This window comes from Mesorhizobium sp. BR115XR7A, assembly GCF_020165315.1.
Classification (GTDB): domain Bacteria; phylum Pseudomonadota; class Alphaproteobacteria; order Rhizobiales; family Rhizobiaceae; genus Mesorhizobium; species Mesorhizobium australicum.
In genome coordinates this window covers 441,799-463,489 of the sequence record NZ_JAIUHW010000001.1, presented here as the reverse complement: position 1 = coordinate 463,489, position 21,691 = coordinate 441,799, and the positions used below count along the sequence as shown (strand labels likewise).

Genomic DNA, 21,691 nt, shown 5'->3' with positions numbered 1-21,691 from the left:
CCTTCACATTTGCGCTCAAGGGGGCTGCGGCTTTGCTTCAGGGCGGTTTCAGCGGCCGGTGCGGCTGACGACAGTGCCGAGCAAAAGATCGTGCAGCGTGCGCTTGCGGTCCGAGAACAGGGTCACCAGCAGGACCAGCGGCGACAGGATGACGTTGCCGGCCCAGAACAATACGGAATGGACGACCGCGGTCAGCCCGTCGATGCGGGTGCCGTCGAGACGGTCGAGGCGGATGCCCATCATCTTCATGCCCGTGGTGGCCTGGTCGGCGCTGCCCAACGTGTTCCAGATGTAGAGGATGGCGACTGCCGGCACCAGGACGCCGAACAGCATCCAGCCCAGGCCGAGGGTCAAGAGCCCGAGGAAGAACACCAGGATGGCGACCGGAATGCTCAGCAGGCCAACGATGAGATAGTCGAGCACGAAAGCCAGAATGCGCCTTGTGCGCACGCCTTCAAAAGCCCTGACATCGTCGAGCCGGGTGTTGATGATTTCGCCGTCGAGAACGCGAGCGTTCATGTCATTTCCTCGTAACAGGGGCCTGCTTAGCCTGCGCCCCACCGCACCAGAAATGGTGAAGGCTCGTGGCGGAATCAAGATCGGACCGTTTCGCCGTGGCGCCAGGCGGGACAGAATGGGCCGAGGGGCCGAAGCGGTTGAATTTGCAGCACGGATGGCGTTAACTTGCTGCGGCGCAACAAGACGCCGAGGGGACGGCGCAATATGGACTACGACATGCTGGTCATCGGCAGCGGCCCTTCCGGCCGCCGCGCCGCCGTGCAATCGGCCAAACTCGGCAAATCGGTGCTGGTGGTCGACCGGGGTCGGCGCCTTGGCGGCGTCTCGGTGCACACCGGCACCATTCCTTCCAAAACGCTGCGCGAAACGGTGCTCAATCTCTCGGGCTGGCGCGAGCGCGGCTTCTATGGACGCGGCTATCGGGTCAAGCAGGATATCTCGGTCGGCGACCTGATCGAGCGCCTGCACAAGACGCTCGACCATGAGGTCGAGGTGCTGCAGCACCAGTTCATGCGCAACACGGTCAAAAGCGCGCGCGCGGCGGTGAAATTTCTGGGCTCCAACAAGGTCAGCCTGACATCGGACAATGGCGACTACAGCGAAGTCGGTTTCGCCAACGCACTGATCGCTGTGGGCACCAGGCCGCATCGGCCGGCCGACGTGCCCTTCGACAAGACCCGTGTCTTCGACAGCGACGAAATGCTTGAACTCGACCGCCTGCCACGCACGCTGACGGTGATCGGCGCCGGCGTCATCGGCGTCGAATACGCCACGATCTTTTCCGCGCTCGACGTACCGGTGACCCTGGTCGAGCCGCGCAACTCCATCCTCGATTTCGTCGACCGGGAGATCGTCGACGATTTCATCCACCAGATGCGCGACCGCGGCATGACGATAAGACTGGGCAGCGCGGTCAAGGAAATCCGCTCCAAGCCGGATGCCGCCGAGGTGGAACTGGCCGATGGCCGCACCATCCGCTCCGAGGTCGTGCTCTACGCCGCCGGCCGCACCGGCAATGTCGGCAGCCTCGGCCTCGACGTGGTCGGCATCGAAGCCGACTCCAGGGGCCGCATCAAGGTCGATCCCCAGACTTTCCAGACCAGCGTGCCGAACATCTACGCGGCCGGCGACGTCATCGGCTTTCCAAGCCTCGCCTCGACCTCCATGGAGCAGGGCAGGGTGGCCGCCTGCCATGCTTTTGGCGTGACCCTGCCCGCGCCGCCGGAGACTTTCCCCTACGGCATCTACGCGGTGCCGGAGATCTCGACGGTCGGCCAGTCCGAGGAGCAGGTGCGTCAGAGCGGCGGCGCCTATGAAGTTGGCGTCGCGCGCTTCCGTGAGACGTCGCGCGGCCACATCATGGGCGTCGACACCGGCTTCCTGAAGCTGTTGTTCTCGATCAAGACGCGGCGCCTGCTCGGCGCGCACATTGTCGGCGAGGGCGCCACCGAACTCATTCATATCGGCCAGGCGGTGATCAATCTCGGCGGCACGGTCGACTTCTTCGTCAACAACACCTTCAACTATCCAACCCTGGCCGAGGCCTACAAGATCGCCGGCCTCGACGCCTGGAACAGGATGGGAAGAGGGTAGCCCCATTTGATGCAAGTTCGGGGGGGGGAGCCGTACACTCCCCTTCATTCTGTTGCCACTTCGAGCGGCTGCTGGAATTCCTGGCGGGCGAGGGCATGGCGGCGATTCCAGCCATGGAATTGCTGATGACGGTCGGCCGCTACACGGTCGGCTGTGTCATGGAGGAGCAAGCCGAAAATCCGTCAGGTCCGGGGCGTGGCGAAGCGCTGGATGCGGCGGCGCATGATCATCCGCTTTTGCATGAAGCATTGGTGCACTACCGTGCCGGCGGACACGAGGCGCTGTTTGAAAGCGGGCTCGCCCTGCTGATCGCCGGGGCAGAAGTTCGAATGGTGGCCGAACGCTGATTGGGCAGCGAGCGTCCGCGAAGGCGGTCAGCCTCCCTGTGCCGCCGCCGATTCCGCCAGCCATCGCTCGACGATCGCGGCGTCCGGGTCGCCGATTTCGTGGCCCGAGGGAACGATCCGGGCGTCGATCTCGCTCCCGTGCCGGCTGAGCAATGTCACCAGGTGCGGCGTGAAAGGCCCGTAGGTCTCGTCCGCCGCCCCGGCAATGATCAGCGTCCGTGTGCCCATGAGGTCCGTTGAAGGCACCTTGTCGAGCACCGGCATTGGCCTCAGCAGCGCCGCGCTCCGGACAATGCCGGGATGGAGCAGCATCAGGCTCGAAACCAGATTGGCGCCGTTCGAATAGCCAATGAATGTCGCGTGGGCGAGATCGAGCCCATGGCGCGCGGCGACTTCGCTTGCGAATGCCGCGAAGGCGGCGGTTTCGACACGGATGCTTTGCTGGCCGAAGCGCGTCGGCGTGATTCGCTCGAACCAGCGAAAACCGTCCTCCTGCGGGATGCGGCCCCGTACCGCGATCAGGGGGGCGTCGGGCGCGATGCGCCTCGCCAGCGGCACCATGCTTGTCTCGTCGACACCCGATCCATGCAGCAGGAACAGGCACGCGCGGCCGCTTTTGCCGGCGCCGAGGAGGCGATAGGGAAAGGCTAGATCCAGCATCGGAGGGCCATTTTCGACACTGGCGCCAGTCATACCGCATCCCGTTGATTATATGAGGTTTCGCTCAATTTGCCGGCTTCAAAACGCAATATTTTCATGCTCCGCGAAAGTTGATTGAACCAGGCTCATTCCGGCCCGTTTCTGCGCCGATACACTCCCTGTGGGAGGAATCGAAGCGGTGCGTCGGGGGTCGCATTGCTGGACATGAACAACCAGCTTTGAGGCCTTTTGTCGATGACTACCCCTGTTTCGCCAGATCGCGATTTGCGTATCTTGGAACGCGACACGCGTATCGATGTATTGCGCGCGCTGGCACTGCTCACCATCTTCGTCGACCATGTGCCGGGCACGGCTTTCGAGACCCTGACCTACAAGAATTTCGGGTTTTCGGACGCGGCCGAGGCGTTCGTGCTGATATCAGGCATTTCGGTCGCACTCGCCTACGGCACAAAGTTCCGGCCGGGTGGCCGGCTTCTGGCGACCTTGAAAATGTGGCGGCGGGCCGGCGTGCTCTACGTCGCCCACATCGTCACGACGATGGTGGTGATGGCCCTGTTCTGCGCCGTGGCGGTGTTTGCCAAGCGGCCGGAACTGCTGACGCTCATCAACATCGAGCCCTTGATGAAAAACACGCCGCAAGTGCTGGTCGGCATCGTCACGCTCGGCCATCAGCTCGGCTATAACAACATCCTGCCGGTCTATGCAGCGCTGCTTTTGATGGCGCCGGCGTTCGTCCTGTTCGTCAGCTCCAGGCCCGTCGCGGCGCTTGTCGTGTCCGGCACGCTATGGCTGGTTGCCGGAATTTGGGAGATCGCTCCGCCCAATTACCCCGAGCCCGGTTTCTGGTTCCTCAACCCGTTGTCCTGGCAGTTCCTGTTCAACATCGGCCTTGCCGCCATGCTGCATGTCAGGCGCGGCGGTGTCATTCCGGTCAACCGCTGGCTTGTCGGCGCGGCCGCGACCTATGTGCTGGCGGCTCTGGTGTGGGTGCATAGCCCGCTCTGGGGACAGATAACGTGGTTCAACCTGCCGGTGGTGATCGGCGGCTTCGACAAGACCTTCCTGTCGTTGCCGCGGCTGTTGCACATCCTGGCGGTCAGCTACCTCGTCGTCGCCCTGCCGACGGTGTCAAACCTGTTCCGCACCAGCCCCGACCATCCGCTGGCCATACTGGGCAAAAGAGCGCTGCCGGTCTTCATCGCCGGCACGGTGATCGCCATGGTCGCGCAGGTGATGAAGCTGATCAATCCGGGCGGGCTCGTCTATGACAGCCTGCTGATATCGGCCGGCATCGCCATGCAGTTCGCGCTCGCCTTCTATCTCGAATGGCTGTCGACCATCGGCGGTTCGGGCAAGGCCCGCACGGCCCAAACGGTTCCCGCGCCGGTTCGTGCGCCTTTGGGGACTGCCATGGCAAGAGCCAATCGGTAGGCGGTTCGGCCGTGCGGTTCAGCCGCGTGGCGAAGCCGTTGAGGCTCGCACGATCAGTTCGACCGGCAGTTGATGCCGGCTGACCGGCCCGTCGCTCTCCAGGATCGCCCTGACGGCAAGGCGGCCCATCTCGGCAATCGGCTGGGCGATCGTGGTCAATGGCGGCTCGGACACCGCTGCTTCCGGAACACCGTCGAAGCCGACGATGGAAACGTCGTCAGGCACGCTCAGCCCGCGTGCGCTCAGCCATTCGAGCGCCACCAGGGCTATTCTGTCCGACATGGCCAGAATGGCGGTGGGCGGCGTGTCGGAGGCGAAGATGGTCTCGAGCCCCGCCTTCGTGCTCGCCACGTCGTTGGCGGTCTCGTAGACAGGCACTTTGGTTATGTCGACGCCAACCCGCGAAAGCTCCCGGAGATAGCCGGTGAGGCGGTCGCGCGTTCCGGCATAGGTCGCCGCCCGAACCTGTTCGGCCGAAACAAGGCCCGTCCTGTTGTCGGCGAAGGGCAGGGCCATGACGGCGAAGCGGCGATGGCCGAGATCCGTGAGATGGCGGGCCGCCATGCCGGCGCCGGCGATGTTGTCGACTCCGATCGCGGCGACCGAGCCGTCCTCGGAGTCGAGGTCGAGCGCGACGAAGGGCAGCTTGCGCTCACGTGCCAACTCCACCAGGCGCGAGCCACCTTCGATGCAAAAGACGATGAAGCCGTCGACCAGAGCGCTCTGGATGTTCCAGGCAAGCTGCTCGTTGTTGGCGGCCGAGACCAGGGAAATGCCGGCTCCGGTCGCATCGCAAGCTTGCGAGATGCCCGCCATCATGACGCGCGCAAACGGATCGTCGAAGAAATAGGAGAGGGGCTCGGCGGTGGCCACGCCGATGGCGTTGACCTTGCCGGCCCGCAGCAGCCTGCCCTTTGGATCGGGGCCGCCATAACCCATTGCCTCGGCCGCGGCGCGAACCCGTTCGCGGACCTCCTCGCGCACGATCTCGGGGCGGCTGAATACGTTGGACGCGGTGCCGTGCGAAACACCGGCGGCCTTGGCGATGTCGGCCAGCCGTACGGGTCGTCGATTGCCTGCGGTGAGTGACGCCATTTGTGCGTGCCTCCTGACATCCATGTAGCACGTTCTTCCGCCGCATCTAGTATTTTCGTTGGATCGATTCAAATTCTGCTTGACCTGCGCCGGTTTCTATCCTAGATTTGAATCGATCCAAGTGGCAGCTTGTTCTGCTGAATAGCCAAAAAGGGAGGAGCGCCATGCATCCCGTCAACTACCTGTTCGCCGACATCTACCGCAACGACTGGAATATCGGGTCAGCCACCAACAAGGCCAGGCATCGTGGTGAGACGGGCCCATGGGTTCGCGAGCTTCGCTTCTTGGTGGCGCGCAAGCGGAGTGATCAAACCGGCTTTTTTCGCGCCCGACGATTGGATCGATTCAAAGACAAGGAGGATGAGTCATGCATCCCATCAAGCATCTGTTCGAAGATATCTACCGCAACTACTGGGGCATCGCACCGGCCACCGAGCGACCGGAAGCGCGACGGCGGGTGAAACCTGCTGTTGGCGGCCGTGCCCTTTGGGTCCGCCCGGAACGCCGCCGGGATTGACCTCAAGCAATCATTTCAGGGTCGTGGACGTGCCACGGCCGAGATCGCTATCGCCAGCCAGCCTGCAATGAGCAGGGTGCCGCCGATCGGCGCCGACATCGGAAACAGCCTTGAGCCCCAGAAATCGCGGGCGAGAAGATCGCCCGCGAAGAGGAGCAGCCCGGCGAGCAGAACGAGGCTGGCGATGCGCAGCCAGCGGTTCGCGCCGATAAGGCCGATGGCGAGGAAGACCGGCGCATGCATCAGCAGGAACGACGCGGCGGTGCCGGTAAAGGCGCCGCCGCGGTGGGCGGCGGCCGCCGAAAGCGCCACACCCGCCGCGCCGACGAGGCCGCCGGCAAGCACGAGGACGCGGCTGCCGTTTGGATCGGGGTTCATGGCCGGCGTGCTCCTTCTTTCTTCAGCAAGCGTCAGGGCTTGCGCGCTTCCAGCGCCATATGCCGCGTCCGCCGCGACTGGACGGTCCAGTTGTAGGCCGCCCCGAGCGCCATCAGCACCGACGTGCCGAGAAACACCGCCGGCATGCCGAAATGGCCGCCCACAAAACCGCCGGCCAGTGGCCCCGCGACCTGTCCGACATACTGCGCCGAGATCGCCAGGCCAAGCACGTTGCCGCCAACGCCGTCGGGGATGTTGTGCCTGATGACACTGGTGATGCAGGGCAGGAGGCCGCCCAGCGCCAGGCCCATCAGGAAACGCAGGCCGATAAGCAGCCAGCTGCTGGTGACAAAAGCCTGCGGGATAAGCAGCAGCGCCGAAACGGCCAGTGCTCCCACGACAACGTTCCAGTGCCCGATCCGGTCCGCGAGCTTGCCGAGCCAGGACGCCGAGAGGATGGTGCCCAGCGCGGCGGCCGACATCACAACGCCGGCGACGAGCGTCACCCTGCTCTGGTCCTCGACGAGCTGTTGCACATAGACGGTGATGATCGGCTCGATCGACATTGTGGCGAAGGCGAGCAGCATGCCGGTGGTCAGCATGGCCACGACCGGGCGCTTGTCCGGGATCCGCGACCAGCCGCTTCTCGGCTTTGCCGCCGACGCGGATTTGGCTGGCTTCGGGCGCGGGCTCTCCTTGATGAGGAAGGTCGTTGCCAGGAAGGCGAGGAAGATCACACCGCCTGACAAGAGGAAGGTGGCGCGAATGCCGATCACCGGCGGCAGCACGCCGCCCAACAGGGGACCGACCAGCGAGCCCGCCGTAATGCCCGCCGACAGCACGCCAAGCGCCCAGCCGGAACGCTCCTTCGGCGTCTGCATGGCCACCAGTATGGTTGAACCGGAGGAATAGCCGCCCGCGAAGCCGATCAGCAGGCGCAGCAGAACCAGTTGCCAGACCGTCTCGACCATGCCCGTCAGCGACATGCAGATCGCCATGCCGAAGGAGGCCCGCACCAGCATCACCTTGCGCCCGTAGCGGTCGCCCAGGCGCCCCCATAGCGGCGCGACCGTGGCCGCGGCGAAAAAGGTGGCGCCATAAGCGATGCCGGACCACTGCACGATTGCCGCGTGGCCCTGTGCGCCGAGCTGTTCGACATAGAGCGGCAGGAATGGCAGCAGCAAGGTCATGGCGATGAGCGTGCTGAACGAGCCCGCGAAACAGACCGCGAGATTGCGCCGCCAATGAATGTTGTAGCCGCTTTGCTGCGTGTCTTCCTGCGTCATGCCCTGCCTGCCCGGTATCAGCGCTTGTTGCGGATACCATTTTGGGATACCAAACTGGTCTCCGTCATGAACTTCACGCCGGCCGCTGTCAATGCGGCTTCGGAAAGGGCGCGCGATGTCGCAGATGCAGAATGTCGAACGGCAGCTTCGCGAGATGATCCTGGCGCTCGAGATCGGGCCGGGAGAGCGGCTGACCGAACGCTGGATCGAAAGCCAGTTCGGGGCCTCGCGCACGCCCGTCAGGGCGGCGCTGCTGCGGCTGGAGACCGAGGGGCTGGTCGGCAGGGACGGGCGCGGCTGGACCGTTTCGCCCATCAACCTGGCCGAACTCGAGCAGGTCGCGGTCTATCGCGAGGCGGTCGAGATCGCGTCATTGCGGCTGACGTGCGGGCAAGCCGACAAGAGCGCCATCGATGTCATCGAGGCGATGCTCGATTCCTGCGACGAAGATACGCCGCGCGAGGAGTGGCATCGTGTCGGCATGGATTTTCACATCGAGCTGGCGCGGCTCTCCGGCAACGAATTCCTGTTCCGGGCGGTTCGTGACGCGATGACGCGCCTGTCGCGCGCCCGCTGGCTGGAAGTGCGTGACGAGACGGCCCTTGGCCGTGCCTGGGTCGAACATCGCGCCATCCTTGCCGCGACACGCCTCGGTCAGGCCGATGAAGCCGCGCGGCTGCTGTCGGCCCACATCGTCGGCAGCCGTGATCGGTTGGTGACGTCGCTTGCCAACGACCGACGTGGCCTTCGCGCCAGGGGATTTGCCGTCGTCGCCGCTTAGCGCGGTCCATGCGCTGCGGCGCGCTGGCCGGAAAAACAGACGGGTCTGACGTGAAGCGCACTTTCGGCCTCGCTTCAAGGAAGCCGATGGCGTAAGAGCGGCAATGGAAAACAACCGGTTTGAAACACCCGTGACCGTCAAATCCGTCACGGCGGGAAGCACTCAGCTCTTGCGTTCGGCAAGGGAGGCTTCCGATTACCTCCTCAACAACTGGCCCGGCAAGCGCAGCCCCAAGCATCGTGCGGCGCTGCAGGCCTGTCACGACGCGCTCGCCGGCGACAAGCCGGCAATGAATGCCAGGCGCGCTTTCATCGCCGCGGCGCGGGAAGTGGATGTTTTCATCAGCGACAAGGCGCCAGCCTGATATTAGCTCGCGGTTTGGACTGACAATTGGATTGAGGCTCGGCCCGCATTAGCGGGCCGGATGCCGTTAATCCTTCGTTTCGGTCTCAGTCTCGGTTTCAGGCTTCGTACGTTCGCGCGCGGCAACCTTGGCCGCCAGCTTTTCAGCCTTCTTGGCCGCTTTCTGGCGGTCGCGCTCCTTGCGTTCCTGATCGTAGTTTGGTGCTCGCGCCATGTCGGCTCCTTTTTGTGACTGCCTTGCGGCCCTGAGCCTGCCTAGGAGCATTAGCCGTCAAACACAACAGCCGAAGCGACAATGCGTGGCTGCTGGCATCGAAGAGATGCGGGCGCTTGCCAGATCGGCGCCACAATGATGTAGGACATGCGGGCGCCAATGAATTGAGAACCGCCCGTTTGTTTTGATCAAGTGACCGATGGCCACAATTTCACGGACCGCAGCAAGAGTTTTCTATTATGCGAGAAACGTCGCGCGCGATGTCGCTCCGCAAGCGTTGTTTCGTGCCCGGCTGGCTGGCCGTCTCGAAAGGGCCAGGCTTTCGGGTGAGGCGGCGCGCCGCAGGCTGAATTATTACAACAAGTTGCAGGATGGTTTCGCGCCAAGCGCCCATGCCGTGCGCATCGGCAAACTGCCCTTCACGCCGACCATGTACTATTACGACCTGAAGGAATTCGCCCGCTACTTCGATCCCGGCCTGCTCATCGACCTGGAATTCGGCGACGTCAGGAATGTCCCCAAGGTGCCTTCCATCGTCAAGGACCGGCCAATCCGTGCTGACGACAAGAACGCGATCATCATGAAACTCGACAAGTTTCGTCATTTCCAGATGCCGGCTGATGCCATGTCGTTCGCCGACAAGCTGCCGTCCGTTGTCTGGCGCGGTGATCTCAACAATCCGATCAGGACAAGATTTCTGAAAGCCGTGCGCGACCTGCCGTTCTGCGATGCCGGTTCGCACAAGCCGAACGCACCGCCCGAATACGCCAGGCCTTTTCTCAGCATCAGCCAGCACCAGCGCTATCGCTACATCGTCTCGCTCGAGGGCAACGACGTGGCGACCAATCTCAAATGGATCATGAATTCGAAGTCGCTCTGCATGATGCCGCCGCCGACCTATGAGACATGGTTTGCGGAGCGGCAGCTCGAAGCCAACGTCCACTATGTGCCGCTCGCGGCGGATTTCTCGAACCTTGAGGACCACGTCGCCTATTTCGAGCGGAATCCGGCGGAGGCGGAGCGCATCATCGCGGCTGCGAACGCCTATTGCCGGACATTCGACGACGAACAGACCGAGCAGACGATCTCCCTGCTGGTGCTCTACAAATACTTCGTGCTCTCGGGCCAGATCAAACCGGATGCCGAGGTGTGGCGCTACATAACGGGCTAATTGCGGCGCTCGGTCGAGGCCGCCAGCCGCATTCGGGCGCTATCGGAATGCGTGGCTGGATGGTAGGGCAATCATGCTGCGGGAACCATCCCGACCGTCATTTGTTCAACCGCGTTTATCTTTGATCAAAAGAATCCATGGCCACCCTCCAACGAACGACGGCAAAGGTCTTCTACTATGCGCGGAACGTCATGCGCGACATCGCGCCCCAGGCGATCTTCCGGAGGCGATTGGCCAGCCGCCTGCAACAGGCCAGGCTCTCGGACGAGGCCGTGCGCCGGCGACTGAATCACTACAACAAGCTGCAGGATGCTTTTACACCAGGCCCGGACGCGGTGCGCATCGACAAGATACCGTTTGAACCGAGCATGTACTATTACGACCTGAAGGAATTTGCCCGCTATTTCGATCGATCATTGCTCATCGACCTGAAGTTCGGCGATGTCATCGGCGTGCCCAAGCTGCCGACCCTCGTCAAGGACCGGCCGATCCGCGCCGACAACGGCAATGCCGTCGTCATGAAGTTCAACAAATTCCGCCACTTCCACATGCCCGTCGATACCGTCGCCTTCGCCGACAAGCGCCCTGCCGTGGTCTGGCGCGGCGACCTCAACAACCCGATCAGGACACGGTTCCTGGATGTCGCGGGCGGCTTGCCGTTCTGCGATGTCGGTTCGCACAAGCGCAGCGCACCGGCTAAGTACAGCAAGCCTTTCCTCAGCATCAGCCAGCACCTGCGCTATCGCTACATCGTCTCGCTGGAGGGCAATGACGTGGCGACCAACCTCAAATGGATCATGAATTCCAACTCGCTCTGTCTGATGCCGCCGCCGACCTACGAAACATGGTTCGGCGAGAGCCAGCTCGAGGCCGGTGTCCACTATGCGCCGCTCGACCCGGATTTTGCCGATCTCGGCGAAAAAGTGCGCTATTTCGAAGCGCACCCGGCCGCGGCGGAGCGCATCATCGCCGCAGCCAATGCCTATTGCCGCAAATTCTCCAATGAACGGGACGAGCATGCGCTCTCCTTGCTCGTCCTCTACAAATATTTCGTGCTCGGCGGCCAGATCGAGCCCGATCCCGAACTCTGGCGGTTTATCGGCAGCTAGCTCTTGCTCTCGGCCTGACGCCGATCAGATATCGCTGCGGTCGAGAATCAGGTCGGCGGGGCCGAAGCGATCCTTCGCTGTCAGTTGCTGGTGCCAGTAGGGGTAGAGCAGGGGCGGCCGGCTGACCGCGTCGAGGCGCTGGCGTTCTTCGGTACCAAGCTTCAGGGCCGCCGCCGCAAGATTGTCCTTGAGTTGGACGTCGTTGCGGGCGCCGATCACCAGCGAGGAGACGGCAGGGCGGCCGAGCACCCAGGCGAGCGCCACCTGCGCCGCCGAGACGCCACGATCCTTGCCGATGTCGACCAGCACATCGACAATCCGCCACAGCCGGTCCTCGTCGCGGATGGGCGGCTCGGACCAGCCGGCAAGCTGGCGAGCGGTCGGGCTGTCGCGGCGGTATTTGCCCGACAGCAGGCCGCCGGCGAGCGGGCTCCAGACCAAAACGCCCAGCCCCTGGTCGACCGAGATCGGCAAGAGCTCGTACTCGGCCTCGCGCGCTTCCAGCGTATAGTGGATCTGCTGGGTGACGAAGCGTTGCTGGTGACGGCTGTCGCTGATGGAAAGCGCCTTCATCACCTGCCAGCCGGAATAGTTGGAGCAGCCGATGTAGCGCACCTTGCCCTGGCTGACCAAACTGTCGAGCGCGGCAACGGTCTCCTCGAGCGGAGCGAGGCCGTCCCATTGGTGGACGAAATAGATGTCGATGACATCGGTCTTCAAGCGCTTCAGGCTGCTCTCGCATTCACGGATCAGATGATGGCGCGACAGGCCCTCGTCGTTCGGGCCCTTGCCGATCCGCATCCGCGCCTTGGACGCGATCAGCACATCGTTCTTGCGCTTGCCGCCGAGAGCTTCGCCTATGATCTCTTCGGAGAGGCCGTTGGAATAGACATTGGCGGTGTCGATGAGGTTGATGCCGGCATCGATGCACATATCGATCATCCGCTTGGCTTCGGCGAGATCGCTGTTGCCGACCGCGGCGAAGGGCCCGGCGCCGCCGAATGTCATGGTGCCAAGCGTCAGTGTCGAAACCTTCAGGCCGGAACGGCCAAGGGTGCGGTATTCCATGTCAGATCCTCACGATTTTGTTGAAGAGGCGTGCCGGCAAGGCAGGCCTGGAAGGCGACCGCGCATTTGTAGGACAATTCGGCCGGCTTGTCGCCATGCGACGACGGTCGATCGATCGTACATTGCGGAATTTGCAACGCCGGCAATTGCGCCTGTGCTGCAATAAAACCGTCACTGCCGGCCTATATTGAAGTCGGCTCAGGTGTTTCCATTCCCGGCCGCCGGCCAGCAATTTGGAGCGCCCAGTGGTAACCGACAGGGCTTGCAAGCGGAGCAGTTGATATGACCGAGCTGAAACAGAATTCCCCTGCCAAGGACTGGCTTGAAGCCGAGCTCGCCGACACGCTCGACGAGGACTATGAGCTCGAAATGTCGGAGCCGGCCCTCTCGATGGAGATCGCCAAGATCTACAAGAACTCGCATCCGCCTTCGATCGATCGCATGCAGTATTTTCGCGACCTGATCAGCCTCCAGTCCGAATTGATCAAGCTGCAATCCTGGGTCGCCTACCACAAGAAGAAACTGGTGGTGATATTCGAGGGCCGCGACTCCGCTGGCAAGGGCGGCGTCATCAAGCGCATCACACAGCGGCTCAATCCGCGTATCTGCCGCGTCGTGGCGCTTCCGGCTCCGACCGAACGCGAGAAGTCGCAATGGTATTTCCAGCGCTATGTCCCGCATTTGCCGGCAGGCGGCGAGATCGTTTTGCTCGACCGCTCCTGGTACAACCGCTCCGGCGTCGAACGGGTAATGGGTTTTGCCAGCCCCGAGCAGGTCGAGGAGTTCTTCCATGACGTGCCGGAGTTCGAGCGCATGCTGGTGCGCTCGGGCATCACCGTGGTCAAATATTGGTTCTCGATCACCGACGAGGAACAGCAAATGCGCTTCCTGATGCGGATCCACGACCCGATGAAACAGTGGAAGCTGTCGCCGATGGACCTGCAGTCGCGGGTGCGCTGGGAACACTACACCAAGGCCAAGGAGGAGACCTTCGCCCGCACCAACATTCCCGAGGCGCCCTGGTTCATCGTCGAGGGTAACGACAAGAAGCGCGCGCGGCTGAACTGCATCGACCATCTGCTCAAGCAGCTGCCGTATGAAGAGGTGCCGCACGAGGAGATCACGCTGCCGGAGCGCGTCTTCAACCCGGAATACGAGCGCCAGGTGCTGCCGCGCGAGCTTTACGTGCCGGAGAAGTATTGAGCGAGAGTTTTGTCTTTCTCCCCGTCACTATACGGGGAGAAGGTGCCGGGCAGGCGGATGAGGGGCGGCGCTGGCTTTGACAATTGAGCCCGGATAAACCCCCGCGCGCGCTATCTTCTTCTGCTGACACATTGCCATCGGACATGCTCGACAGCGCAATCTTCTAGCGCTAGCGCCGCCCCTCATTGTCCTGCCGGACATTTCTCCCCGTATAGTGACGGGGAGAAAGGGGCTTTCGTCGAGGGTTTCGCCACCTTACGCCCGCTTGATCACCACGTGCGTGGCCAGTGCCGTCGCAACCTGTTCGCTGCACTGGTAGCCAAGATTCAGCATGTCGAGGCCCGCAAAAAGGTTCTCGCCTCTGCCAAGCAGCACCGGCGAGATCGCCACGTGCATGTCGTCGATCAGCTTTTCCTGCAGATACTGCCGGATGGTGGAGATGCCGCCGCCGACCCGCACATCCTTGCCTGACGCGGCGGCTTTGGCCTGTTCGAGAGCCGAATGGATGCCGTCGGTTACGAAACAAAAAGTCGTGCCGCCTTCCATCACGATGGGATCGCGCTTGTAATGCGTCAGCACGAAGGTCGGGACGTGATAGGGCGGATTGTCGCCCCACCAGCCCTTCCAGCTGTCGTCAGGCCACTCGCCCCGGATCGGCCCGAACATGTTGCGGCCGAGGATCCAGGCGCCGACATTCTCGAAGCTGCGCGCCGCAAAGTCTTCGTCAACGCCTGTCTCGCCGCCTTCCTGGCCAAACATCTTGCGGAAGGTGCGGGTGCTGAAAGCCCATTTGTGCAGGGCCGGTCCGCCGACACCGAGCGGATTTTCAAGGCTCTGATCGGGACCGGCGCCATAGCCGTCAAGCGACAGGCTGAAAGCGTTGACGCGAAGTTTGGACATGAGAACCTCCTCCTTGAGAACCAGTTGTCTTTTGCAAGTGGTTTCTTCTAGCAAACTGATTTTGAATTGCAAGTGGTATTTCCGAGTCGGAAAAGGTGTGTCCGAATCTTGCGGCAGGCTACGGCCACCGCCTCATTGGCCCGTCAGTTCCATGAAGCGGATGTGATTGCTGAACGGGTCTATGACCTCGACCGTCAGCCGGCCGTCTTCATGCTCCAGGCCGGGCTTCATGTAGCGGTAGTCCTTGCCGGCAAGCTCTTTCTGGAAGTCGCGGATGCCCTTGATATAGACGACCATGTTGCCGCCCGGCGTCGCGTCGCCCGCATGTTCGGACAGGTGCAGGACAAGGTTGTCGCGCGAGACTTGGGTGTAGAGAGGGAAATTTTCCCCATAGCGGTGCTCCCAGTCCACGGTGAAGCCGAGGAAGCCGAGGTAGAATTCGTGCGCCTTGGCAACGTCGAAGATGCGCACGATCGGCGCCGTCCGTTCAAACACGATCTTGCCCTGGCCGGCTGGCGGCGCTTCGATTTTTGCCGACAGGATATTCCAGCTCGCCAGTCCAAACTGGCGCGCGACGATCTCAAGGGCCTCGCTGTGGCTGATCGTCAGGTCGCGGGCGGCAAGCGCCTCCCGCATGGCTTTCGCCATCGTCTTGGCATCGCGATAGGCAAGCATGTCCGTTTCCTCGAGTCACGGCAAAGCCTTCGTCAGTGCCCGCATTGCCGACACCTTCGCCCGACGGTGAAACGGGTCAGGAAGCATCCTCAGGAGGCGTTCGCCATACCTCTTGGCCGAGGTGCGGGCTGCCGGCCGCTTCCGGCCATGCTTCCATCATAGCTGCAGCCGCCAGTTTTTGTCAGCGGGTTTTCGATAGAACCGCCGACCAGTTGAAAGAGTGGTGACATCTACTGAAGTGCCTTGCCCGGGAAGTCGGGCTACCCTTTCAGCATCACGGCCACTTCGGGTGCGAAATAGGTCAGGATGCCGTCGCAGCCGGCGCGCTTGAAGGCGAGCAACGATTCCAGCATCGCCTTTTCTCCATCGATCCAGCCATTGGAATCAGCCGCCTTGATCATCGAATATTCGCCCGAGACCTGATAGGCGAAGGTCGGCATCTGGAATTCGTCCTTCAGCCGGCGGATGATGTCGAGATAGGGCAGGCCGGGCTTGACCATCAGCATGTCTGCGCCCTCGGCGATGTCCTGGTCGGCCTCGCGCACCGCCTCGTCCGAATTGGCGTGGTCGATATAATAGGTCTTCTTGTCGCCCTTGAGCAGACCGGCGGTGCCGACCGCCTCGCGATAGGGACCGTAGAAGGCCGAGGCGAATTTGGTGGCGTAGGACATGATCGCCACGTCCTGGAAACCGTTGGCGTCGAGCGCATCGCGGATGGCGCCGATGCGGCCGTCCATCATGTCGGACGGCGCGATGATGTCGGCGCCGGCCGCCGCCTGGATGACGGCCGCCGCGGCGACCTGTTCGACTGTCTCGTCATTGACGATGATGCCGTCGCGCAGGATGCCGTCATGGCCATGGCTGGTGAACGGGTCGAGTGCGGCGTCTGTGATGATGCCGATCTCGGGCACCGCGTCCTTGATGGCGCGCGTGGCGCGGTTGATGATATTTTCCGGGTCGAGGATGTGGGACCCCGTCTGGTCGCGCAGGCCGAGATCGACGTTGGGAAAGGTGGCAAGAGCGGGGATGCCGAGCTTGGCCGCGCGTTCGGCCTCCTTGACGGCAAGGTCGACCGACAGCCGGAAGACGCCGGGCATGGCGGCAATCGGCTCCCGGACATTCCTGCCCTCGACGACGAAGATCGGCCAGATCAGGTCGTCCACCGAAAGCCTGTTCTCCTGCACGAGCCGACGCGACCAGTCGGCCTTGCGCATGCGGCGCAGGCGGCGGCTGCCGGTGACATCGTCGACGCTGCGCGCGCCGGCAGCTTTTGCTGGGGTGAATTTGTTCATGGCCAAAACTCCGGATCGGCGGCTTTTACCACGAGCTTTTGGTGCTGACCAATGCGACACGTTTGTGCCAGTGCCGAAAGCTGCCTGTAGCGATGTCCACCACGCCTGTTGGTTCAGGGCTGCCCGTTGCCCGAAAGGATCTGTGCCGCGCCTCCGATTGCCACACGGAACGCGTCGTCGAAGCTGACACCGCGCACCTGCCAACGATAGGTCTTGCCGTGATCGGCCAGTCGCCAATCGGCGACCCAGCCCAGTTCCTTGTCGCTCCACACGATGCTGCCGGCGAGCGCTCGGTCGCCTCCGGCTTGTTTGGCCACCCGATCCAGCCTTGCCATGTCCGTCGCGCGTAGCGCTCCTTCACCAAAGTCGGCAAGTTGCGCGGCTTTCGGAAACGCGACATGCATCAGCATCGGACCGGTGGCATTGACGAAGGATTCGCGCATCGTCTCGCCACGTCCTTCCTCGGCGCTCAGCATGAAATGCCGCGCGCCTTGTTCGGTCGTGAGGAAGACGGTGAGTGTCGGTCGCTCGCCAAGCCAGGGCCTGCTGCCGAGCGACGCCAGCAGCCTGTCGATCACGTCAGGTTTGTAGAAGCAAGTGAGATCATGCGGCCGGTCATGCGTCCCTTGCTCGTCATGGATCGGAATGCCCTCCATCCGGTCATGGTAGCGGAACGAGTCGACAAAGCTGCCGGCCTTGTCGCGCAGCGCGTCCATTTCGCGTCTGGCAAGCAGCCGCTGATCGCCCGAAACACGGACGAGCACCTTGTCGAGGCAGGTCCTGAAGCCGAGCTGACGATTTTCTTCACCCTGGCCGGTGACAATGGTCTGCGAGTGGTAAAGGTCGCCAAGGTCGGCTGCCCCCGCGGGGACATTGGTTGCCCACAAAAACGGCAGGCAACTCAGAACAAAGGCAAAGCGCAAAAATTGCGGCATGGCTAACTATCCTGCTCTCGGCCTGTCGTACCGGCCACCAATGTCTAGCATCGGCGACCGCTAGCCGCCAAGATCGAGGCGGCCAGGCTGCAGCCATTGACGCACCCATGTGCCGCCTTTAGCACTTCAGTCCCGCAGGCGCGGGAACAAGGATTCTCTGGCGATGGATTTTGGTGGAGGCGACGAAATTCGCTTCGAAAGGTTGGGCAGGGCCGGGGTCGTCACGCTGACGCGGCCGCAGGCGCTCAACGCCGTCACCCATCGCATGATCAAGGCACTGGGCAAGGCCCTGCGGTCCTGGGAACGCGACGAGGGGGTGGATGTCCTCGTGGTCAAGGCCGAGGGCAGGGCGTTTTCGGCCGGGGGCGACATCCTGCACATCTACGAAGCCGGCCGGGCTGGAAACCCACCGGTCGAATTTTTCGCCGACGAGTATCGCCTCAACGCCTACATCGCGCGTTTCAAGAAGCCCTATGTGGCGCTCATCGACGGTATCGTGATGGGCGGCGGGGTCGGCATTTCCTTCCACGGTTCGCACCGGGTGATGACCGAGAATGCCCAGTTCGCCATGCCGGAGGTCGGCATCGGTTTTTTCCCGGACGTCGGCGCCAGTCATCTGCTGCCCGACCTTGGCGGTTCCTTCGGCATGTACCTGGCGCTGACCGGGAACCGCATTCGTTATGGCGATGCGCTGTGGTCTGGGCTGGCCACCCACACCATCAAGGCTGAAGACCAGACAAGCTTCCTCGATCGGCTGGCGCTGACGGGCGATCCGGAATCGGTGCTGCGCGGTTTCTTTGTTCCGGCCAAGCGGGAGACCGACAGGCCGATCCTGGAGGCGATCTCCCGCCATTTCGCCCAACCGTCGCTGCCGGATCTGATCGACAGCCTGGACCGCGCGGGCAATGACGAATTCGCCACCGGGACGCTGGCAACGATCCGCACGCGCTCGCCGACCAGCCTTCGCGTCGCCTGGCGACAGATCAGCGCCGGGCAGACATTGTCGATGGACGACTGCATGAGGATGGAGTTCCGCATCCTGAACCGGATGCTGGCCGGCCACGATTTCTACGAAGGCATCCGCGCCGCCATCATCGACAAGGGCTCGAAGCCGCAATGGCGGCCGGCAGCGATCGATGCGGTTAGCGAGGCGGATGTCGAGGCCTATTTTGCCCCGCTCGGCGATCGGGAGCTCGAGTTGTGAGCGAAGTGACATCGAGACGCGTCATCCTGCAGCCCTCGACGGTCGAGGTGATCTTCGCCTGGTTCCAGCGCGTCATCGCGGGCTACTGCCTGCTGTTCGGCATCCTCTACTGGATCAAGCTGATCGGCTTCTATCCGGGCTCGCTGTGGCGGTTCGACCTTATGCCGGTGCATTGGCAGGTCGCGGCGGTGATGCTCGCCGTGTTCTTTCCCTTCGCCGCGGCGGGGTTGTGGATGCTGGCGTCCTGGGGTCCGGTGATCTGGTTCATCTGCGCGGTCACGGAGACGGTCATGTATGCCGGCTTTCCCGAGCTTTTCGGCCATCGTCTGCTGATTATCGTCTCGCATGCCTGCGTGGCGCTGCTCTATATCGTCTTTCGCGTCGTCATATACCTGCAGAAACGACCGGCACGGCACTAATGCATGTCGCCCCGAAGTGTCCTCGGTTGCGGGACAACGACATGCATAAAATCAGAAGCCTGCGGCAGGTCGGGCGAATCCTGTTCGCCGCGACATGCTGCAAGCCCTTGTACGCGTTGACGACCTGGCGACCGCCTGAATCCGGCGCGGCGATCATTGCCTAAATCTTTAGGTTAATCATCCTTGCTCGGGTGACCGTTCGTTAAGCGTCTTGCGAAACCTCTTACCGGTAAGCTCTTGTTAGCCCTAGCGTTTAAGTCGAATTTTATGAGTATTCGATAGTGTCGCGATCAAGGTGAAAAACAAAAAATCACCAAGGCGACAAACGAGAGGCAAAGACAATGATCAATTCGCGTCCGGCGGCGAAGACCGCCAACGTTTCCGACGATCGCCGCGAGGCTATCCGTTCCCTGTACATGGAATCGCTGCAGCTGGTCGAGCGCCTGCACCGCCGTCTGCTTGATGTCATCAAGGACGAATTCGACCGCAACGGCCGCTCCGACATCAACGCCATCCAGGCGCTGCTGCTCTTCAACATCGGCAATTCCGAGCTGACCGCCGGCGAACTGCGCTCGCGTGGCTATTATCTCGGCTCCAACGTTTCCTACAATCTGAAGAAGCTGGTCGATCTCGGCTTCATCAATCACCAGCGCTCGCGCATCGACCGCCGTTCGGTCCGTGTCTCGCTGACGCCGAAAGGCAATGAAGTGGCAGACGTGGTTGCCGGTCTCTATGAGCGCCATGTCGGCTCGATCGAACAGGTCGGCGGCATCAACACCGACGAGTTCAAGCAGATGAACCGCGCTTTGCAGCGCCTCGACCGCTTCTGGAACGACACGATTGCCTACCGGATGTAAGAGCATCCTGGAAACGGAGCCCCGCCGCAGAAGCGTGGCCGAAACAGCGACCTCCAGTCTGGGCCGGTGCCGAAAAGCACCGGTCTTTTCTTTTCGCGCGTTCGGCCAAAGCAAATTACGGGCCAAGGCCACGTTGCCGCCATATTCCAATGGAACCGAGAGCGGCAGTGATGCTGTGGTGAAGACCATGCGTCCACCCGCAACCGTGTCGCGCCCCTTGCCTTGGTCGCCAATGTGATACGGACCATGGTTGGCTAATTGTTAAGATTGCCGATTTTAGAGTGCGGGCGAGATCGCGCGATGGTCGACGCAGCAAGTGATCGAACCGCTACAAGAATGTCTGGAACGTCCATGAGAACCAGCCGCCGCTTTTTCCTTTCCGGAGCCTCCGCGCTCGCCGCCGCCGTGATGGCTGGGCGTGCGAATGCGCAGGATGTGATCGGGGATATCCTGAAATCCTCGGCCCGCGGCAACTGGGACGATCAGTTCGATGCCCGCGCCAGCGAAGGCGGCAAGGTGGCCTCGACGCTGCCCATCTTCAGTCCCCAGACCGTCGCCTTCACCGAGCAGGCGGTCGCGCAGTATCAGAACATTGTCGGGCAGGGCGGTTGGACGGACGTTCCCGCGACCAAGAAGCTGCAACTCGGCGTCGACGATCCGGACGTGGTGCCGCTGCGCAAGCGCCTGATGGTTGCGGGCGACCTGTCGCAGAGCGCCGGCATTTCGACAGCGTTCGATTCCTATGTTGACTCGGCGGTCAAGCGTTTCCAGTTGCGCCACGGCCTGCCGGCTGACGGTTCGATGGGCAAATACACCTACGCCGCGATGAACGTTTCGGCGCAGATCCGGCTCGGCCAGTTGCAGACCAATCTGCAGCGGCTGAAGGAAAAGGCCGGCACGCTGGGCAGCCGTTACGTGTTGGTCGACATTCCGGCGGCGCAGATCGAAGCGGTCGAGAACGACCGCGTCGTGCTTCGCCACACCGCGATCGTCGGCAAGATCGATCGGCAGACGCCGATCGTCAATTCCAAGATCAACGAGATCATCGTCAATCCGTACTGGAACGCCCCGGTCTCGATTGTGCGCAAGGACATCATTCCGCTGATGCGGAAGGATCCCGATTATCTCAAGAACAGCCATATCCGCCTGTTCGCGCCCGATGGCAGCGAAGTCGATCCGATGAATGTGGACTGGTCGACGGACGATGCCGCCAAATACCGTTTCCGCCAGGATCCCGGTTCCGAAAACGCCATGGCGTCGGTCAAGATCAATTTCCCGAGCCCGGACGGCGTCTACATGCACGACACGCCGCAGCAGAGCCTGTTCGGCAAGATGATGCGCTTCGATTCCTCGGGCTGCGTGCGTGTCCAGAACGTGCGCGATCTCGTCACCTGGATCCTTCGCGACACGCCCGGCTGGGATCGCCAGCATTTCGAGGCGGCCATCAAGACCGGCCAGAACACGCCGATCCAGGTCACCAACCCGGTGCCGGTGCATTTCCTCTATCTCTCTGCCTGGTCGACAGGACCCGGCGTCGTCCAGTTCCGCGACGACGTCTATGCGCTCGACGGCAACAGCGAACTGCAGATCACGTCTTCGCTGTAACGAGCTGATATTTTTTCCAAAAAGCCGCTCTCAGGGGCGGCTTTTTTGTTGCGGACGCCGTCAGATCCA

General features: G+C 62.4%; 24 protein-coding genes. 13 read left to right on the top strand and 11 right to left on the bottom strand.

Features of this window, described 5'->3' with window-relative positions; translation table 11 throughout:
- Nucleotides 1-48: 48 nt before the first annotated feature.
- Nucleotides 49-519 (bottom strand): RDD family protein, encoded by a 471-nt coding sequence (locus LB557_RS02550; RefSeq protein ID WP_015318274.1) that lies wholly within the window; start codon nucleotides 517-519, stop codon nucleotides 49-51.
- A gap of 204 nt (nucleotides 520-723) precedes the next feature.
- On the opposite strand from LB557_RS02550, the gene sthA reads away from it, so the two are divergent.
- Together sthA and LB557_RS02540 are read left to right on the top strand one after the other, a co-directional pair.
- Nucleotides 724-2,112 carry a Si-specific NAD(P)(+) transhydrogenase gene (gene sthA, locus LB557_RS02545; protein WP_140720793.1) on the top strand — a complete coding sequence of 463 codons (1,389 nt, stop codon included), beginning with the start codon at nucleotides 724-726 and terminating at the stop codon, nucleotides 2,110-2,112.
- A complete protein-coding gene (locus LB557_RS02540; RefSeq protein ID WP_224642299.1) occupies nucleotides 2,088-2,459 on the top strand; it encodes a TetR/AcrR family transcriptional regulator C-terminal domain-containing protein in 372 nt (123 codons plus the stop codon). The genes sthA and LB557_RS02540 overlap by 25 nt, the downstream gene beginning before the upstream one ends.
- Before the next feature lie 27 nt (nucleotides 2,460-2,486).
- Here the strand turns inward: LB557_RS02540 and LB557_RS02535 are convergent, their stop codons facing one another.
- Entirely contained in the window at nucleotides 2,487-3,152 is a 666-nt protein-coding gene (locus LB557_RS02535) for an alpha/beta hydrolase (protein ID WP_224642259.1), read from the bottom strand.
- A 201-nt stretch (nucleotides 3,153-3,353) separates the two neighbouring features.
- Between LB557_RS02535 and LB557_RS02530 the strand changes: the two genes are divergently transcribed.
- Complete coding sequence (locus LB557_RS02530; protein WP_224642261.1) at nucleotides 3,354-4,550, top strand: OpgC family protein; 1,197 nt, start codon at nucleotides 3,354-3,356, stop codon at nucleotides 4,548-4,550.
- An 18-nt stretch (nucleotides 4,551-4,568) separates the two neighbouring features.
- On the opposite strand, the gene LB557_RS02525 is transcribed toward LB557_RS02530, so the two are convergent.
- Nucleotides 4,569-5,645 carry a substrate-binding domain-containing protein gene (locus LB557_RS02525; protein ID WP_015318270.1) on the bottom strand — a complete coding sequence of 359 codons (1,077 nt, stop codon included), beginning with the start codon at nucleotides 5,643-5,645 and terminating at the stop codon, nucleotides 4,569-4,571.
- A gap of 367 nt (nucleotides 5,646-6,012) precedes the next feature.
- On the opposite strand from LB557_RS02525, the gene LB557_RS02520 reads away from it, so the two are divergent.
- Nucleotides 6,013-6,162: a hypothetical protein gene (locus LB557_RS02520; protein ID WP_015318268.1), complete on the top strand. Its 150-nt coding sequence runs from the start codon at nucleotides 6,013-6,015 to the stop codon at nucleotides 6,160-6,162.
- Nucleotides 6,163-6,177: 15 nt separating this feature from the next.
- On the opposite strand, the gene LB557_RS02515 is transcribed toward LB557_RS02520, so the two are convergent.
- Together LB557_RS02515 and LB557_RS02510 are read right to left on the bottom strand one after the other, a co-directional pair.
- Entirely contained in the window at nucleotides 6,178-6,540 is a 363-nt protein-coding gene (locus tag LB557_RS02515; protein ID WP_224642262.1) for a DUF423 domain-containing protein, read from the bottom strand.
- Between the two features lie 32 nt (nucleotides 6,541-6,572).
- A complete protein-coding gene (locus tag LB557_RS02510) occupies nucleotides 6,573-7,826 on the bottom strand; it encodes an MFS transporter (RefSeq protein WP_224642263.1) in 1,254 nt (417 codons plus the stop codon).
- A 115-nt stretch (nucleotides 7,827-7,941) separates the two neighbouring features.
- Here LB557_RS02510 and LB557_RS02505 point away from each other — a divergent pair, with 115 nt between their 5' ends.
- Together LB557_RS02505 and LB557_RS02500 are read left to right on the top strand one after the other, a co-directional pair.
- Nucleotides 7,942-8,607, top strand: a complete 666-nt coding sequence (locus LB557_RS02505; protein ID WP_224642264.1) for a GntR family transcriptional regulator — start codon at nucleotides 7,942-7,944, stop codon at nucleotides 8,605-8,607.
- Nucleotides 8,608-8,737: 130 nt separating this feature from the next.
- Nucleotides 8,738-8,971, top strand: a complete 234-nt coding sequence (locus LB557_RS02500) for a DUF982 domain-containing protein (protein WP_245262889.1) — start codon at nucleotides 8,738-8,740, stop codon at nucleotides 8,969-8,971.
- Between the two features lie 66 nt (nucleotides 8,972-9,037).
- Here LB557_RS02500 and LB557_RS02495 read toward each other — a convergent pair whose 3' ends face one another.
- A complete protein-coding gene (locus LB557_RS02495; protein WP_015318263.1) occupies nucleotides 9,038-9,184 on the bottom strand; it encodes a hypothetical protein in 147 nt (48 codons plus the stop codon).
- 199 nt (nucleotides 9,185-9,383) lie between these two features.
- Here LB557_RS02495 and LB557_RS02490 point away from each other — a divergent pair, with 199 nt between their 5' ends.
- Together LB557_RS02490 and LB557_RS02485 are read left to right on the top strand one after the other, a co-directional pair.
- The gene (locus LB557_RS02490) at nucleotides 9,384-10,355 is read left to right on the top strand and encodes a glycosyl transferase family 90 (RefSeq protein ID WP_224642265.1); all 972 of its coding nucleotides are present in this window, start codon (nucleotides 9,384-9,386) and stop codon (nucleotides 10,353-10,355) included.
- Nucleotides 10,356-10,492: 137 nt separating this feature from the next.
- Entirely contained in the window at nucleotides 10,493-11,464 is a 972-nt protein-coding gene (locus tag LB557_RS02485; RefSeq protein WP_224642266.1) for a glycosyl transferase family 90, read from the top strand.
- A gap of 24 nt (nucleotides 11,465-11,488) precedes the next feature.
- Here LB557_RS02485 and LB557_RS02480 read toward each other — a convergent pair whose 3' ends face one another.
- A complete protein-coding gene (locus LB557_RS02480) occupies nucleotides 11,489-12,532 on the bottom strand; it encodes an aldo/keto reductase (protein ID WP_224642267.1) in 1,044 nt (347 codons plus the stop codon).
- A gap of 282 nt (nucleotides 12,533-12,814) precedes the next feature.
- On the opposite strand from LB557_RS02480, the gene ppk2 reads away from it, so the two are divergent.
- Complete coding sequence (gene ppk2 / locus LB557_RS02475) at nucleotides 12,815-13,735, top strand: polyphosphate kinase 2 (RefSeq protein WP_015318259.1); 921 nt, start codon at nucleotides 12,815-12,817, stop codon at nucleotides 13,733-13,735.
- 255 nt (nucleotides 13,736-13,990) lie between these two features.
- On the opposite strand, the gene LB557_RS02470 is transcribed toward ppk2, so the two are convergent.
- From LB557_RS02470 to LB557_RS02455, 4 genes are all read right to left on the bottom strand, one after another.
- Nucleotides 13,991-14,635: a dihydrofolate reductase family protein gene (locus tag LB557_RS02470; RefSeq protein WP_224642268.1), complete on the bottom strand. Its 645-nt coding sequence runs from the start codon at nucleotides 14,633-14,635 to the stop codon at nucleotides 13,991-13,993.
- 132 nt (nucleotides 14,636-14,767) lie between these two features.
- Nucleotides 14,768-15,310, bottom strand: a complete 543-nt coding sequence (locus LB557_RS02465; RefSeq protein WP_224594304.1) for a glyoxalase superfamily protein — start codon at nucleotides 15,308-15,310, stop codon at nucleotides 14,768-14,770.
- Nucleotides 15,311-15,570: 260 nt separating this feature from the next.
- Nucleotides 15,571-16,602, bottom strand: coding sequence for a porphobilinogen synthase (gene hemB, locus LB557_RS02460; protein WP_140718243.1), 1,032 nt, complete (start codon nucleotides 16,600-16,602; stop codon nucleotides 15,571-15,573).
- Between the two features lie 113 nt (nucleotides 16,603-16,715).
- The gene (locus tag LB557_RS02455; protein WP_224642269.1) at nucleotides 16,716-17,537 is read right to left on the bottom strand and encodes a DUF2066 domain-containing protein; all 822 of its coding nucleotides are present in this window, start codon (nucleotides 17,535-17,537) and stop codon (nucleotides 16,716-16,718) included.
- Between the two features lie 163 nt (nucleotides 17,538-17,700).
- Between LB557_RS02455 and LB557_RS02450 the strand changes: the two genes are divergently transcribed.
- The 4 genes from LB557_RS02450 to LB557_RS02435 all read left to right on the top strand — a co-directional run bounded on the left by LB557_RS02450 (nucleotide 17,701) and on the right by LB557_RS02435 (nucleotide 21,622).
- The gene (locus LB557_RS02450; protein ID WP_224622083.1) at nucleotides 17,701-18,741 is read left to right on the top strand and encodes an enoyl-CoA hydratase/isomerase family protein; all 1,041 of its coding nucleotides are present in this window, start codon (nucleotides 17,701-17,703) and stop codon (nucleotides 18,739-18,741) included.
- A complete protein-coding gene (locus LB557_RS02445; RefSeq protein ID WP_015318253.1) occupies nucleotides 18,738-19,160 on the top strand; it encodes a DUF6163 family protein in 423 nt (140 codons plus the stop codon). Before LB557_RS02450 ends, LB557_RS02445 begins: the two co-directional genes overlap by 4 nt.
- Before the next feature lie 341 nt (nucleotides 19,161-19,501).
- Nucleotides 19,502-20,017, top strand: a complete 516-nt coding sequence (gene ldtR / locus LB557_RS02440; RefSeq protein ID WP_013896002.1) for a transcriptional regulator LdtR — start codon at nucleotides 19,502-19,504, stop codon at nucleotides 20,015-20,017.
- A 351-nt stretch (nucleotides 20,018-20,368) separates the two neighbouring features.
- Nucleotides 20,369-21,622 (top strand): murein L,D-transpeptidase, encoded by a 1,254-nt coding sequence (locus tag LB557_RS02435; RefSeq protein ID WP_015318251.1) that lies wholly within the window; start codon nucleotides 20,369-20,371, stop codon nucleotides 21,620-21,622.
- Nucleotides 21,623-21,691: the final 69 nt, after the last annotated feature.